The 14,358-nt window shown below is 56.1% G+C and carries 13 protein-coding genes and 1 tRNA gene; 1 reads left to right on the forward strand and 13 read right to left on the reverse strand.

The features are described 5' to 3' along the window. Window positions 1-129: 129 nt before the first annotated feature. The 7 genes from CEE69_RS29935 to CEE69_RS29965 all read right to left on the reverse strand — a co-directional run bounded on the left by CEE69_RS29935 (window position 130) and on the right by CEE69_RS29965 (window position 5,783). Entirely contained in the window at window positions 130-351 is a 222-nt protein-coding gene (locus tag CEE69_RS29935; protein ID WP_099264193.1) for a hypothetical protein, read from the reverse strand. Between the two features lie 475 nt (window positions 352-826). After that, window positions 827-2,884 (reverse strand): AAA family ATPase, encoded by a 2,058-nt coding sequence (locus tag CEE69_RS29940; protein WP_099264194.1) that lies wholly within the window; start codon window positions 2,882-2,884, stop codon window positions 827-829. After that, window positions 2,881-3,189, reverse strand: coding sequence for a hypothetical protein (locus CEE69_RS29945; RefSeq protein ID WP_099264195.1), 309 nt, complete (start codon window positions 3,187-3,189; stop codon window positions 2,881-2,883). Before CEE69_RS29945 ends, CEE69_RS29940 begins: the two co-directional genes overlap by 4 nt. Next, window positions 3,186-3,533, reverse strand: coding sequence for a hypothetical protein (locus tag CEE69_RS29950; protein ID WP_143549376.1), 348 nt, complete (start codon window positions 3,531-3,533; stop codon window positions 3,186-3,188). Before CEE69_RS29950 ends, CEE69_RS29945 begins: the two co-directional genes overlap by 4 nt. Before the next feature lie 125 nt (window positions 3,534-3,658). Further along, on the reverse strand, window positions 3,659-3,916 hold the full coding sequence (locus CEE69_RS29955) for a helix-turn-helix domain-containing protein (protein ID WP_099264197.1): 258 nt from the start codon (window positions 3,914-3,916) through the stop codon (window positions 3,659-3,661). A gap of 86 nt (window positions 3,917-4,002) precedes the next feature. Beyond that, entirely contained in the window at window positions 4,003-4,881 is an 879-nt protein-coding gene (locus tag CEE69_RS29960; RefSeq protein WP_099264198.1) for a hypothetical protein, read from the reverse strand. Beyond that, on the reverse strand, window positions 4,878-5,783 hold the full coding sequence (locus CEE69_RS29965; RefSeq protein WP_233215792.1) for a tyrosine-type recombinase/integrase: 906 nt from the start codon (window positions 5,781-5,783) through the stop codon (window positions 4,878-4,880). The genes CEE69_RS29960 and CEE69_RS29965 overlap by 4 nt, the downstream gene beginning before the upstream one ends. A gap of 391 nt (window positions 5,784-6,174) precedes the next feature. On the opposite strand from CEE69_RS29965, the gene CEE69_RS29970 reads away from it, so the two are divergent. Beyond that, window positions 6,175-6,261 (forward strand) — tRNA-Ser (locus tag CEE69_RS29970). Window positions 6,262-6,338: 77 nt separating this feature from the next. Here CEE69_RS29970 and CEE69_RS29975 read toward each other — a convergent pair. The 6 genes from CEE69_RS29975 to CEE69_RS30000 all read right to left on the reverse strand — a co-directional run bounded on the left by CEE69_RS29975 (window position 6,339) and on the right by CEE69_RS30000 (window position 14,323). Then, entirely contained in the window at window positions 6,339-7,280 is a 942-nt protein-coding gene (locus tag CEE69_RS29975; RefSeq protein ID WP_099264200.1) for a CNNM domain-containing protein, read from the reverse strand. Continuing rightward, window positions 7,277-8,497 carry a CNNM domain-containing protein gene (locus CEE69_RS29980; protein ID WP_099264201.1) on the reverse strand — a complete coding sequence of 407 codons (1,221 nt, stop codon included), beginning with the start codon at window positions 8,495-8,497 and terminating at the stop codon, window positions 7,277-7,279. Before CEE69_RS29980 ends, CEE69_RS29975 begins: the two co-directional genes overlap by 4 nt. Before the next feature lie 23 nt (window positions 8,498-8,520). Further along, a complete protein-coding gene (locus CEE69_RS29985; RefSeq protein WP_099264202.1) occupies window positions 8,521-10,404 on the reverse strand; it encodes an ABC transporter permease in 1,884 nt (627 codons plus the stop codon). 89 nt (window positions 10,405-10,493) lie between these two features. Then, window positions 10,494-11,240 carry an adenylyl-sulfate kinase gene (cysC, locus tag CEE69_RS29990; protein ID WP_233215794.1) on the reverse strand — a complete coding sequence of 249 codons (747 nt, stop codon included), beginning with the start codon at window positions 11,238-11,240 and terminating at the stop codon, window positions 10,494-10,496. Window positions 11,241-11,346: 106 nt separating this feature from the next. Next, window positions 11,347-12,822 carry an SMI1/KNR4 family protein gene (locus CEE69_RS29995; RefSeq protein WP_099264203.1) on the reverse strand — a complete coding sequence of 492 codons (1,476 nt, stop codon included), beginning with the start codon at window positions 12,820-12,822 and terminating at the stop codon, window positions 11,347-11,349. Between the two features lie 133 nt (window positions 12,823-12,955). Then, on the reverse strand, window positions 12,956-14,323 hold the full coding sequence (locus CEE69_RS30000) for a DUF1501 domain-containing protein (RefSeq protein WP_099264216.1): 1,368 nt from the start codon (window positions 14,321-14,323) through the stop codon (window positions 12,956-12,958). Window positions 14,324-14,358: the final 35 nt, after the last annotated feature.

Here is a 14,358-nt window from a genome sequence, read left to right on the forward strand (position 1 = left end):
TAACCCCGTTGGGCTGGATCCCCAACTTGCTGGCCACGCTGTCAACCGTTGCCAGTCGCAGCCCGAAACGAGTCGCGATGTCGCTGTTGGTTGTTCGAGCGTGAATCGGCTCGTTCTGGCTTGCCATGCTCACTGGATCCCTTGGCGGTCCATGGTTGGGATGGTGTGCCCACTGCGTTCCTGCAATACGGCGGCGATACGTTCAACGTCGTTGGGGTGGTAGTACCCAACGCCATTGAGTCGTTGCTGTGGGACGATGTTCAGTTGTTCGATGATGCTCATCAACTTGGTGACGGGCGTTTGAAACTGGCCGGCAATCCGGCCGACCGATGTCAGATCGATGTCTTGCATGTGATGGCCTTATGGTTGGTGTCTTGATGTCACGATCGGATAGTACCGCAACATGAAAAGGCCATTACAGTTTTTGTAATCAGGCATAATCTCTTGATGGTTCGATGACGACCAGGAAACAGTAGCCGCAAGCTTTGCACTTGCTCTGTCTCTGGTAGGCTCCGTCACCAACTGGCTTGGCCCCCTGGGCAGACGTAACTTTCGCCTCACCGCATGATGGGCAAGTTGGCTTTGTGACGAACACATAGCGGGGCTTTGGCTTCTTGGACTTCATGTCTTGGGTCTCCGGCGTTGGGTGGTCTTGGTCAGGGGCTTCTAAGCGTTGCAGAAATGGTCCGTACCATCGGATTCACGACGGTTCGTCGATGGTACGCACGCCCCTATGTAATAGGGCGTGTGCGTACCATCGATCGCCGTGAATGGTTTGCGTCGATGGTACGCGTACCATTGGCCGTACCATTGCGCGTACCATTGACTAAGAGGCTTGTTTGCGGATGCGATAGACATCGATCTCCTCCCTTCGGTTGCGAGGGTTCTCGATCGCTTGGCACTCGATTTCGTCGGCCAGTCGGACCAGTGCCCGGTCAACGCGAGTCTGCCCGAAACCAACCTTGCGACGAATCGCGGACGCTGCCAGCCAGTCGTCAGCAGCATCCAGAACGCCTCGGACCGCTTTCTCACTCTCTGCGTCCTTTGCTTCCTGCTGAGCCTCTGAGCGTGGCTTCTGGGCTTTGAGCACCGGGTCCGCTGCAACCTCGCTCCAAAGCGGCCAATCAAACTTGACCGACTTGGGCGATGGTGAAAGGAACGAACGCGTCACACATTCCAACACGGACAACTCGGGATCCTCGTGCGGACGAACCGTCAGGTGGGTGTCAGCGGCGCGGCTGATCGATCCAGCACCAGCCCCCACATCGGTAATCGCCTTGCCAGACTGATCGCCCTTGGATGCGTGGTGGACAACGACAATCGAACAGTCCCACTGTGTCGCGTAGTGGTCCAGCCGGTTGTAGATAGCCATCATCGCGGCGTTATCGTTCTCGCTCGTCCCCTCCGGCAGTGTCCGGTAAAGAGCGTCAAGAATCACAAGCTGATACTTGCCTGGCTCAATGTTGGCCAGCACTCGGCCGATGTTGTGGATGTCAACGCCAACCCCGCGAATCGAAAACACGTCGATAGCGTCGGCGTATTCCCGGTAGTCAATCATCATGTCCGTGGCGATGCGATACAGGCGATTCGCAAGCGTTTGCTTGTGAAGCTCGTTGTCGATGATCGCAACGCGTCCTTCGGCAACCTGGTGCCCGAGCCAAGGGGTTCCCGACGCAATGGACCAAGCCAGACCGCCAGCCAAAAACGATTTCCCAACCTTGGCCGCGGCGATAAAGTTTGCTGTCTCGCCCTTTCGAAGCAACCCTTCGATGATTGGCTCTCGCAAAGTCGGGTATCCATCGATCAACCCGCCAATGCTGATCGGCTCGATAGCCTTGCTGGCTTCCTCGTCAGCTTTCGCAAGTTTGGTCATAACCTTGTTGCCGCCCGACCACGATGTGCAACTCGACTTCCAGCTAGGTGACCATCCGCCCTTCTTGGCATAGTCCACCAACGTCCCGATTCTTATAGATGGTGAATCCCCGAACGATCTCCATTTGGCTTCGCAGTCATCTTGCCCTTCAAACTTTGACGATTGCGAGGACCATTGGATCCAATCGTTTAGCAGGACGTCGCCGCCCAACGACTTCGCACCCATACCCACCCGAATCCAATCTTCATAGCAATCCGCATAGTCCGCTGGGATGTTGCGGATTGCTTCACGGGCTTTCGCTATGTCGTCGGGCTCCTGCGATGGCTTGCAATCTGGCGTGAACCCGGCCAGGTTGCCCGGTGCCTTTGTTGGCCGCGGTTCCTCGACATACTTAGCGTGAAACCATTGAAGTTCCCTGGCGGCTCCGTTGACGTGCTTGGTGGTGTCCCTCCATCGTTGCCCGGTGATGGTGAAGAATCGCCCTTGGTCATAACACTCAACATCCCATTTGGCGTCTGACGGGCTCGAGCGTCGCCCATTGGGCAGATAGCCCTTGGCCAGTATTTTTACGCCCGTTTGCGTCGGGCTGATCTCGGTATAGCTTCCGATGTGATTAACCACATCGGTGATGATCTCGCCAGCTTCGTCTTCGGCGGGGTCATAACAACTATCTAGGTCCACCCCGCAATACTCATCGCCCAACACAAAGCCGATGCCAGCAATGTCTTCATTACTTTCATAGCATTCCAGCGTGTCAGTGAACGTGGCCCACGTCTTAGGGTCTGTTGAACTCGCCGGCGAGCCATCCACTTGAACGGGCTTCTTGGTCCACTTGGTGCGTTTTTTGTTTTGCTCCCACTTCCAGCACACCCAACGCGTCAGAGCCTTAATTTCGTCTGGGATGCCGTCAGGGTTCACGCCAGACCGCGGCGGCCGGTTTGGCTGAGTGAGGAACAGCGTTCTAGCCGCGGTTGCTCGTTTTCGCACATCGCTTTCGCTTGCTACGCTCACTGAACCACCTCCCCAGCCAAAACCAAAACTTTATAGGTCTTGCTCGACTTGTTATAAGTCCAGTCAGCCAAACCTCTGGCCTTCAACCGGTTCATGGCGTTTGTCACGCCATCATGGGCAATCGCCCAACGCTTCTTGATAGCGGCGTCGATCTCTTTGCGTGTGAACTCATGGTTGTGACGCATGAACTCGAACACGTCTTCAATGACGGTTGGCCGCGGTCCATGCGATGCGGCATTGTGAGGACGTGGTGCGTTGTCTGGATCGCCACACAATCCGCACATGCATTTGGGGTGCTTGATCATTTGGACGCACCTCCATGAAGGTGATCGCGATGCACGAGAACCGCGGCGGATTTCCCGTGGGGGCTGGGTCGCTTGCCAACTTCGAACGCAATCCCGGCGTCCAGTAGCTTCAGTGCGATCGAGCACACGCTCGCCAATGGAATGCCCATCAAGTCGCCAAGCCGGTGGCGAATGCATCCTTGCGGGCCGGCATCAAATAGAATCGCTTCGGCTTGATCAAGCCTTTTGGAATGTTTCGGCTTCGCTGCCTCATGTGCCGCGGCCCTGGTTTCCTTTGCGGTTTGTCCGCTACTGAAAAGCGGTAGGTTTTCTTCGCTAGATTCGGTATGATAATAGTCTGACACGTTGGCCACCTTGGTCGGCTACTGGTTGCTTTGATGTGCCGGGTCGTTTTGTCCCGTTCCGGCATGAATTGAGAATCCGAAAACGCCCTTTGGCCGCACAAGCCATTGGGCGTTATTCGTTTGAATCAGAAGTGCGAAACGATCTCGGTAGCGGATCGTCGCTTCCGCCTAGGAGCGTCGGGTTTGCTGGCTTTGTGCCGTCGCCTCAAGAGAAACTTGCCAGCCTCATCGTCTGGGATACGCCAACGTGGGCGTTCTCCATTCGGATCGGATGCGCAGTTGATCGCGACCAACTCGCCGCGATGAATCCAAGTCAAAACCTTATCTGACCTGATGCCTAAAAGTTCAGCGAACTCCGGCGGAGTGTAAAAGCGTTTCGGCATGTTTGTCCTCGTGAAGTTGGTGAGTCACGAGAACAAAGCTAGGAACGGCTTTTGAGTGTTAAAACTGGAAGCGGAACGATTTCCACCTAGTCCGGACTTGGTGTGGAATGTTTTTTTCTGACAACGCGCCGGATCGCGTCTAATTCCTTCTGCCTTTGCTCGGCAGTAATAGGCCGTTCGCCATCGAAATTGCGTGTATTTTCATACTTATTGAAAACAGCGTATCTAAGCACACGCTGTTTCATCCTCTTCGGACTGATGGAGGATTTTTTCTGGTTCTCCCACAAGATTTCCATCCGGTTTCCACCCTTCTGAATGTTATCCCAAAGGAATTTGTCCTCAGCAAGCTCGACATCGCCCCACGGGTAGCCGACTGGATAGGGCGACTCGATCGCTGCAGCCACTACCGCACCTTCTCGCTTGGCCATGCCATGCAACAAATCGAAATCTTGGCTCGTGTAACCTACTGCGTCCACGGACTCAATTAGGAATTGAAGAACGTGGATAGCTGATTGCTCGTCCGCCTGTTTGATTTGTTCGGCCAACTCATCAAACGCCCTCGGGTCCTTCCAGCTATCTGATGCCAGCTCGAAACCGCCCTCTGATGACAACAGAGATTGAAACGCAACCCATGCCTGCATCACTGCTGGCATTGCCATTTCAAGACAGCAGGATTTTTCGATGGGGATAACAGCAGGTCGTTCAAGATCGCTGCGCTGGATTGTCTCGCTAATGAAAAACAATGCTTCCGGCGTCAATGAGTCGCGAAGTCTGTCAGAGAGCACAATTGCAAAGGCAAAATTTGAGACTCCCATAGCAGCCGATTCCTTGGCATCGAAGATGTCGCCATCGTTTTCGATCGACCACAATGCAATCTGCGAATCCCGACGGATAGCACTGATTCCAGAAAACACTGCCGCCGCTCGCTGGGACGTCTCGAAGATCTCTTCCCTGGAAAGACTCATGGCTTCACCTCCGCGGCATACAACCACTCACGGACGGTATCAACAGCACGCCTCAAACGCTTGTCGCTGACCTCTTGGCGATACCTTGCCGACATGTCGCTTTCGCTTGCCGAGTGCCCCATGATCGCCTTCACGGCCACCAGGTCGCCACATTCCTCGGCCTGGGTTTGGAACGTCCTGCGAAGGCAATAGAAACCGCGGCCCGTCTCGGGGAATCCGGCGGCTTTCAACACCGGCTTGAACGCTCCCGTGATCCGATTTCCGCCGGTTCGCTTTTCGTCGGTGAAGTCTCGCCCGCGATGACCGACAAACATCGTGTCGGATCCACCTGGGTGATGTTTGATGACCTCCCGCAACGCCTCCACGGTTTCCGGCCACAATGGAACACGTCGCTGAATCCCCGTTTTGGCGCGGGGGTATTCCATCCATCCGGCGTCCAGGTCGATGACCTTGGTGGTTAATTCGGCAACGTCGCGATTTCCGAACCCTGCTTGCGTGCCCAAAAGGATCATCGCTCGCCAGTTGCGGTTGGCGGTCTTTAACAGGCGGTGAATCTCATCGGCGTCGAAGTCCTGCTTGCCTCGCTCCGCACGCTGCTTGCGAAGTCGCTTTGCCGGCGGCTTCACGAAGCCGGGACCGAACTTCACCGGAACATCAATCAGCCCGGCATCAAGTGCGAACCCGAACAGCGAACGCACTTGGCCGATGTGCTTGCCAAGTGCGACCGGACCAAAGCGTTTTGCGAGCTGCGATCTCAACCGGGAGAAGTCGCTCGGGTTAAGTCGCGCCACCTCGGTTCCCTTGTCGATCGCTGCGAGTGTCATCTCGCATGTCTTGAAATACTCGTTCCAGGTGTCCTGCGAGATTTCACCATCATCAAGCTTGGATTGCTTGTGAGCCATCCACTCGTTGCACGCATCCTTCACGAGGAACGCACCGCTTCGCTTGGGCTCTCGACCGGCCAGAACTTCAAGCCATTGATCTAGCGATCGGACGCCCTCGGGATCGTCCTCAACTCGCTCGAAGTAGTACCGTCTACCCTTTCGTACCTTGCACCAAAGCCCGCTGGCCTTGTGAATCGACAACGGGACTTTGCGCTTCGTGCGTGTTTGCGTAGACTTAGCCATCTCATCACCTGGGACTGAACTTCACGGTGGTGGGCGGTTTTGGTCGCCACAAACGGCCAAAACCACCTTCTTTACCCTCAAAAGGGTACGCGAAAGGGTAGAACGTTCTCGCCGAGTCGTCAATTCGGATTGAGAACGCGGTTTTCTCTATAAAGAAAACCAGAACGGATGGGTGGCCGAGTGGACGAAGGCTCTAGTCTTGAAAACTAGCGTAGGGGAGACCTTACCGTGGGTTCGAATCCCACCCCATCCGCTTCTTTCTTGCCTGCGTTCCCCAGTGATTTCTGGGGAGTTCTACGGCAGATCGCTTGAGCCATCTTGGGCCGCGAATCAGCCGAGCAGTGGCTGCAACAATTGCCGGCGAGTGACCACGCTGCCGATCTTGCCGCTGGGTTCGTACAGCACCGCTACATCGCTGTGAGCGTCGTACAAACGCAAGAGCACGCCCAAATGCCGATCGGTCAATGCACCGCGGACGATCGGCAGCGGTGCCGGCAGTTCCTCTTGGTGAACCAAATCGGCATAGCGATAGAATCCGATGATTCGTCCCTTGCGTCGCACCAAAATCAGGGGGTGATTCTGCCGGCGAGCCTGGCGACGTGCTAGTTCCAAATCGACCGGCGAATCCACTACCGCCAAACGCTCGGGGCGAACTCCAAACTGCACCGCCGGTCCGTTGCCAACGTCAAAGACGTTCTGCGCGAGGTTACGCTGACCCACGGCCAAAATCCCAGCGTCCTGGCCCGCTTGCAGCACTTGGTCCAAATCACCCCGCGCCATCGACAATCGCAAACGGAAAGGGGTTTCACCTGTCAACTTCTGAAGTGCGTTGCCCAGCAAGCTGAGCAGCAGCGAAATCGGTGCGAAAACGATCGTCGCGATCATCAACAACCACCGCGTGCCTCGCAGCAATCGATAGGGTGCTTGATAGAACAGATGCTTCGGAAGCAACTCCCCAAACACGAACACGACCGGCGTCATCATCACCGTGGCCGCCAATTCAATCGCTTCGCCGCCACCGATCAACGCGCCGACAAACATCACGATCGCCAAACTGGTCAGATAGTTCGCCAGGTTGTTTCCAACCAAAGTCGTGGCAACAAAGATCGCCGGATGGTTGATCATCCAAACCAATCCACGACCTGCGAACGAACCGCTCAGTCCATCCAGCACCAAACGCGTTCGCGAAACACGATAAAGACCGGTTTCACTGCCGCTGAAGAAAGCGGAAAGCATCAATCCAATCAGAAAGACTCCAACGGCCAACATCATGTGGATGATCGCTCCGTGTCAGGGCCCAACCAAGCTTCGATCCAGATTCCGTCTTCGTCCTCTTCCGTCACCACCAATTCAAACTCGGCCAGCGGAGCCACGTCCCCGGCGCGGGGAACGCGTTCGTTGTGACGCTGGATGTGCCCGCCCACGGTTGCGGTGCGTTCTTCGGGCAAGTCAATCTCCAACGTTTTCGCGAGGGCCCGAAGACTCGTCGATCCTGGCATTCGGTAGTGCTTGCCACCCAATCGTTTGATTTGATCTTCTGCGGCGTCCAATTGATCCGTGCTCGCCAAAACGCCTCGCAAAATATCATCGACGGTGAGTGCACCAACCACTTCGCCAAACTCATTGACGACAACCGCCATGCTGATGTCTTGTTCGTCCAACTGGTCATAGACCTGAGCGATCTTTGCCGACCAAGGCACATGCAACACTTGCTCCACTGCCGAAGGCAAATCGTCGATCTGCTGCGGTCGCAATAATCGCACGGCGATCGAACCCAAGATGGTTTGGCCCGAGTTGTCTTCAGGATCGGCCACAATGAGATAGCCACCGGGAGGCGATCCTTCCGCCAACAAAGATGTCTCCAGTGGAGGCGAAACGATCATCAGCTTGCTTCGAGGACGCATCATTTCGTCCGCTTGGATCTCCGCCATCATCACCAATGAACGTAGCGCCAATCGCTCTCGCCGAAGCAAGGTTGCGTCGTCGGTGCCAAGTTCGATCGCGCGTTCGATGTCCGTCAATTCGATCTCGGGCTCGGGCTCGAACGTCGGCCAGAGCAATCGCCCGGCCGCTTCGTTAGCCCATTTCACGAATGGCAAGATTGGCGAGACAATTCCCACCGCGATTGTCATCGGCACGCCGACCGACAACGCGATTCGCGTCGGCGTCATCACCGCGAAACTCTTCGGCAGCATCTCGCTGAAGAAAATGATCGTGAGCAAACAAATCAGCGTGAAGATTCCGGGACGCGAAAGATCCGCTGAGACGATCGCGACCAATGTAAAATAAGTCATGTTGATCAGCAGATTCCAAAACAGAATCGCCGCCAACAATCGATCTGGTTCTGCCAACAACTGAGTTACCACACGACCCGATGCACCGTTGCGGCCAATCCGTTTGCGGTCGCGTTCTTTCAATGAGAACAACGCCGCTTCACTGCCACTGAACAGCCCGCTGGCCACAATTAGAATGAGCATCGCGGCCAACATCGGCCACTTTGACAACAGCTCGTTCAATTCGTGGTCCCCGGCAACGCTTCCGGGCTGTCGCCCGTTGTTCGCGTTGTCTCGTTCCCGCGATCCGGTTCGAGCGACACGTCAAACTCGCTGAGTGCGGGAATCATCATCGCCGCCGTTGTGAAGCCGTAACCGACCAGCAAGCTGAACACGACCCACAAGTGATCGGTCTGCAGCAGGAACTGGGTGATCGCGTAAAAAGTAATCAGCGGCAACGCGAACGAAGCGGCGAAGATCGCTGACGATGGGTTTCGCCATCCAAGAGCCGCGAATAGAGCCAGCCCACCACCCAGGATCATCACCAAGAACGGTGCCAACTGAAGCTGGAAGGCTCCGCGGAAGCTGACCATGATCGTCATGCAGATTGCGATGCCGACACACAGGAAGAACACAGTGCCGAGACTCGCCAGTGTCGCCGTTCGGCCCGAAACATAGTTCAGCCCCGAGTGGATTCCCAACATGGAAACGAACACGATCAAAGCGAACCCGCCCAACAACGCATAAACCATGTTCTCGATGGTCATCACGCCAGACAGCCCCAAGTAGATCGTCAGCAACATCGGCAACACGATCATCTCTTTTGCCGCGTACATGACACCCCAAAGTTTGCCAAACACAAATTCGCTGGGACGAAGGTCCGTGACCAACAACAAATCCAGCGCCAGCCCATCTCGCTCACCGGTGACAGCGTTCACCGCCAGAGCGTTGACCAAAACCAAACTGATCACGCCTAACACGGCGACGGGAATTGTCACCGCAGGCAATGCACGTCCGATGCGTCCGGCTGGTTCCATCGCCACGCCACTTTCCACTTGCACGTAAATCGCGGTGGCGATGATGGCGAAGATCAAGACGAAAACCGCTCGAATCAGAATGATTTTGCGTCCATAAGCCCACGTTCGGATCTCTCGCCAAAGAATGGGATTGTCCCAAACCGGTCGAGGTTGTCGGACCTTCCAAGATTCAGGATCCTTGTCGCGATCGCGTTGAAATTCTTCGCTGGCGAACTCTTCGCTTGTTTCTGCTTCGGGAGCTTTCATGCGAACTTCGCGTGATGGATTCCACACACGAACTTTCGCGATTCCGATTCCTAAGATCACCGCCGACAAGACGCTGCCAACCAGCACGAACAATCCGCCGCCATCACTCAGGAACGCTGACCATCCTGCGTCTGCGTTCGTCGCTGCCAGCAACGCTCGCGGAGCACTGATCGCCATTGCCCACTTGGAATCATCGCCGCTCAATGAAGCCGCGATCTCACCCGCAGCCACCAACAGCAGCAGCACCAAAACCGTCAAAGCGATCGACTGGAACGTTTTCTCTCGCCACAAAGCGACCACGGTTCCGACCGCCGCGGACACAACCACACTGACCAGCGTGACAGCGAAAACCGCCAAGACTTGGCCTGGGGCGACTCCGCCGAGCAAGGGCAGTGTCAAAAACAGAGGCAGTGAAATGACGCACAAAGCAAAAGGCGAGAGAAGGGTCGCTGCTGCTTTTCCGCCAACGATTTCGAAGCCTGAAAGACGCGTCATCAGCATCAAAATCAGGGTCCGGCGATCTTTCTCCTGAGCCACACTGCTGGCCGCTCCCACCGCGGCAAGAGCCGACAGAATCACCAGCTGCAGCGGCGCGAGCAATCGAAACATCCACCCGCCAAATTTGGCCGCGTCTGCGTTTGCCGCCAAAGATCGTGAACCGTCCAGCACCAAATATCCCGTGCAGAGCAGCAGGAACAGTGCCATCAGATAGACACCGCGAGTGACGTAGGTCGCCGGTCGCTTGGGAACGACAGATGCTTCGCGTTGAAAAACGGGGCCGAGCATGACTGGGATCAAACCGTGGGGCGATTGCCGAAAGAGATTGCCGAGAGGATTCACGTGCGGTCGCAGTCTAATGCATCACCGCCCAATCGAGAATCAAGTCGTTAAGCATTGACCACGAGAATGGTTCGATTCGGCTGGTATTTTCACCCCTTCGCGGGTCCGAGAACGCCTCGATTCTCCATTTCACGAATGATTTCCGAGGCCTGGTCATGAGGCGTCTGGCCTTCTCGCCACTTCAAGTGAATCTCAGGCGAGGGCGGCACATCGTAAGGATCGCTGATTCCGGTGAAATTTTTGATCTCGCCCGCGATCGCTTTTTGATACAGCCCCTTCGGATCACGCTGCTTGCAGATTTCCAGCGGCGTGTCGACGAACACCTCCAGGAAATCGCCCGCCCGACCGCTGCTCTCGATCGTTTTTCTCACACGATCCCGATCTCGTTGGTAAGGACTGACAAACGCAGCCAAGGTGATCACGCCGGCCGACGCGAATAGCTCGGTCACAGCCCCAATCCGTCGAATGTTTTCTTCGCGATCGATCGGGCCAAACCCCAGCCCAAAGCGTCCCGCGAATTCTTCGCCGTGCTCTTCTTGCAAAACGGACGGTGGAGCACACAAACCATGCCGCACATTGTCGCCGTCGAGCAGCGTGCACGTGGCACCACGATCAATTAGCAGGCGATCCAGCTCATTCGCGATCGTGCTTTTGCCGCACCCACTCAATCCCGTGAACCAAACCACAACGCCGCGTTGTCCCAATTTGGTTTCGCGGTCTTCGCGAGAAACCGTGTGGGTGTGCCAAACAATGTTCTTTTGCACATCGTCTTGGCCAACACCGACTGCTTGAGCGTCATTTGCGGCGGACGAGTCGTCTGAGTTGGACTGGCTCATGAATCTGTTTGGAAAGGATTGTTGGAGTGAAAAATCATTCGTCCGCATCTGCGTTCGCAGCACTCATCCTAATTGCCAATCCTCTCAATCAACGAGGGCAGGCGAATCAAATGCCATAACGCTTGCGGAAGCAATCTCGGTGCATCCGAGCGAGAATCTCATGCGATGTCCACCCGGCGGCCTGAGTCGCATCAACCAATCGCCCGAGTAGATCTGCGTACAGCGTCATTGGTTCCGTTCCCAGGTCCCAACCAGCCGCGTAAAGACATCGAACCGCTTCGGCATTGGCACCGTTTCCGGCACATTGGCCAGCTCGGTCCAAGAAGAAAGTTGTCAAACGACTTCGAACCGAACCACCGTCTCGATTTTGTAAACAATCCAGGTACTCCGCCATTGAGATCGACGCGGGCACCGCATTGGCAACGGCGAGCAAGTTCCCGCCGTTTTCGCAGAGCAAGTGATCCCAAGATTCCGGCTGTGAATTGTTTTCCCGGCACAACCAATAAGCACCAAACTTGGCCATTCCATCGGATCCGGACGTTGCCCAGTGGGTCCGCAGCCGCACGCTTTGGTCAGTGAACACGCTGCATCGCATCGATTTCAGAAATGCGACCGTCGCTCCGACAGAATCACCTCTCTGCAGACGGCAATAGCCCAACAACTCAGCTGCCCAAGCCAACTCGGGGGCCAAGGCGTGAGCTCGTTCGCACAGGTCTTCGATCCGCTGCCAATCCTGCTGAGCGGGATCCATCGCCTCCGCCTGTGCGACACCTTCGTCTCGCAATCGATTCGCAATGTCGGCGGGCAACGATCGCAAGTCGAACCCCCAACGCATGATGTCGTTCCACGCGATGCCCATTCGGTTCGCGTCCGCCGGCATCAGACGACGGTTCAGCTCGTTGCTCAAAGCATCGATCACCAACTGGCAAGCAATCGCAACGTTGCAAACGCCCGCATCGACCAATCGGTCGATCCAATCGGTCCCACCCAATCGCCAACTCTGTTCTTCCGCGATCAGCCGAACGGAATCGGGCAACCAACGAGTCATCCAATCTTGCCAAGCGTTCGCTCCGGGCTGAGTCGGTCGACCACTGTCCATCGGCGAGGGGATCGCATGACGCTGATCGCTCGCGGGAAGGAACGGCAAAATCTGATCAAACAACAACGCCTCGGCCAAGGAACTTCCCCATGGCAACCAATCACCGCCGCCGTGGTACCAATGGCACAAGTCGTAAGTGACGCCTGACGCCGAGTTCTCGCCATCCGCCAGTCGCAAACACAACCAATCGCCCGCGTGGCTTCCGACCAGCGGTAGAAAGTTGGGCGGCATCAATGGTGGCCAAACGGGATCCGGAATCGGCTTGAGCAGCGTTTCCGGCGAAACGGCAACGACGAACTCACCGTTCCCGGGCGTCCGCCAAACTTCGTGGTCAAACCATGAAACCAAATCCGGCTGCAGGCTCAACCCAAACCGCTGCTGCAGTTGCTCGGACCACTTCGGCGCAGCATCCAACGCCCGACCTGTTTGAACGGAAGCGTTCGGGCCGGAAGGTGTCTCGGCATCATCCAGAGGATCAGACACAGATTGCGTTGTGCGACAGCAGAAAAGAGGAGAAAAGCAAGGCAATGCAAATTGTAGAGCATCTGGCCTTCGCCGAAACACTAACGCTGGACACAAAGTCACCGCAAGAGCGTCGGTCCCGCTTCTCCCCGACTCAGCCCTGAATGACGGCGTCGATCAAATGACCTTTCACATCCGTCAGTCGCATATCGCGGCCACCAAATCGGAACGTCGACCGTGTGTGATCGACTCCCATCAAATGCAGCATCGTGGCATGCAAATCATGAATTTCGGTGCGATTCTCAACCGCTTTGTAGCCAAATTCGTCCGTCGCGCCGTACGTGATCCCCGGCCGAATCCCGCCGCCCGCCATCCAAATCGAGAAACCGAAAGGGTTGTGATCGCGGCCATTGGAACCCTGAGCGAACGGGGTTCGACCAAATTCACCCGCCCAAACGACCAGTGTTTCGTCCAGCATTCCGCGTTGACGCAGATCTTTCAGCAATCCCGCAATTGGCTGATCCACGGCCAAAGCGTTTCTCTCGTGGCCTTCCTTCAAATTGTTGTGCTGGTCCCATCGATCGCTGCCCACTTGAGGGCAAGTCAACTCGATGAAGCGCACGCCGCGTTCGACCAAACGTCGAGCGATCAAACACTCGGCCGCATAGATTTGAGTTCCCTTGTTCTTAGAATCAAGTCCATACAGTTTGCGGATGTGTTCCGGTTCATCCTTGATTGACATCAAGTCCGGAACCGCCGCTTGCATTTGAAAAGCCAACTCGTAGTTCGCAATCGCGGATTCCACCGCATCGTGCCGAAGCCCGCGTCGCATGGCTTCTGAGTCCAACTTGCCGATCAAATCAAGGTGAGCCCGTTGGCGTCCGATATCCGGCTCGGGTGATTTAATATTTGCGACCGCGGTGCCGTGCGGCTGGAAAACTGATCCCTGATAGGTCGCTGGCAAGAAACCGCTGCCGAAACAATCCAGTCCACCGGGAGGAATCAAGCCTCCATTCAAAGCCACGAAGCCAGGCAGGTTGTCACACTCCGAGCCAAGACCGTAGTTCACCCACGCGCCCATGCTGGGACGCCCCTGCAACCCACTTCCCGTGTGCAAAAAGTAGTTCGCGAAAGTGTGCTCGGAAAACTCTGACACCATCGAACGAATCACCGCCAGCTCGTCAACGCACTCGGCAACGTGCGGAAACAAACTGCTGACGGGGATACCGCTTTCGCCGTGCTGCTTGAACTTCCACGGGCTGCCAAGAACCTTGCCGTTGTTGTTGAACTGAGTTGGCTCAACGCGAAACAAGTCGCCCGGGTCGCGGCCGTCCATTTTCGTGAGCAGTGGTTTGGGATCAAACGTATCGATTTGCGACGGTCCACCATCCATGTAAAGGAAGATGACATTCTTCGCTTTGGCAGGATGATGAACGCCATGACCCGCGTGATCCGCGGCGGCTTCATTCATGAGCCCAGCCAACGCCACCCCGCCAAACCCCATCGAGGTTTGGGCCAACATCTGGCGACGACTGATGGCCGGATGACCGAAAGTTG

Origin of the sequence: Rhodopirellula bahusiensis (assembly GCF_002727185.1) — a bacterium.
In the GTDB taxonomy this organism is placed as follows: Bacteria; Planctomycetota; Planctomycetia; order Pirellulales; family Pirellulaceae; genus Rhodopirellula; species Rhodopirellula bahusiensis.

What these genes read in the sequence shown, in the direction of transcription:
- CEE69_RS29975 (WP_099264200.1), bottom strand. Translation starts at nt 7,280, where the DNA reads ATGATGTTGGCCGTTGGAGTCTTTCTGATTGGATTGATGCTTTCCGCT.
- CEE69_RS29980 (WP_099264201.1), bottom strand. Translation starts at nt 8,497, where the DNA reads ATGTTGGCCGCGATGCTCATTCTAATTGTGGCCAGCGGGCTGTTCAGT.
- CEE69_RS30000 (WP_099264216.1), bottom strand. Translation starts at nt 14,323, where the DNA reads ATGTTGGCCCAAACCTCGATGGGGTTTGGCGGGGTGGCGTTGGCTGGG.
- CEE69_RS29960 (WP_099264198.1), bottom strand. Translation starts at nt 4,881, where the DNA reads ATGAGTCTTTCCAGGGAAGAGATCTTCGAGACGTCCCAGCGAGCGGCG.
- cysC (WP_233215794.1), bottom strand. Translation starts at nt 11,240, where the DNA reads ATGAGCCAGTCCAACTCAGACGACTCGTCCGCCGCAAATGACGCTCAA.
- CEE69_RS29955 (WP_099264197.1), bottom strand. Translation starts at nt 3,916, where the DNA reads ATGCCGAAACGCTTTTACACTCCGCCGGAGTTCGCTGAACTTTTAGGC.
- CEE69_RS29965 (WP_233215792.1), bottom strand. Translation starts at nt 5,783, where the DNA reads ATGGCTCACAAGCAATCCAAGCTTGATGATGGTGAAATCTCGCAGGAC.
- CEE69_RS29945 (WP_099264195.1), bottom strand. Translation starts at nt 3,189, where the DNA reads ATGATCAAGCACCCCAAATGCATGTGCGGATTGTGTGGCGATCCAGAC.
- CEE69_RS29935 (WP_099264193.1), bottom strand. Translation starts at nt 351, where the DNA reads ATGCAAGACATCGATCTGACATCGGTCGGCCGGATTGCCGGCCAGTTT.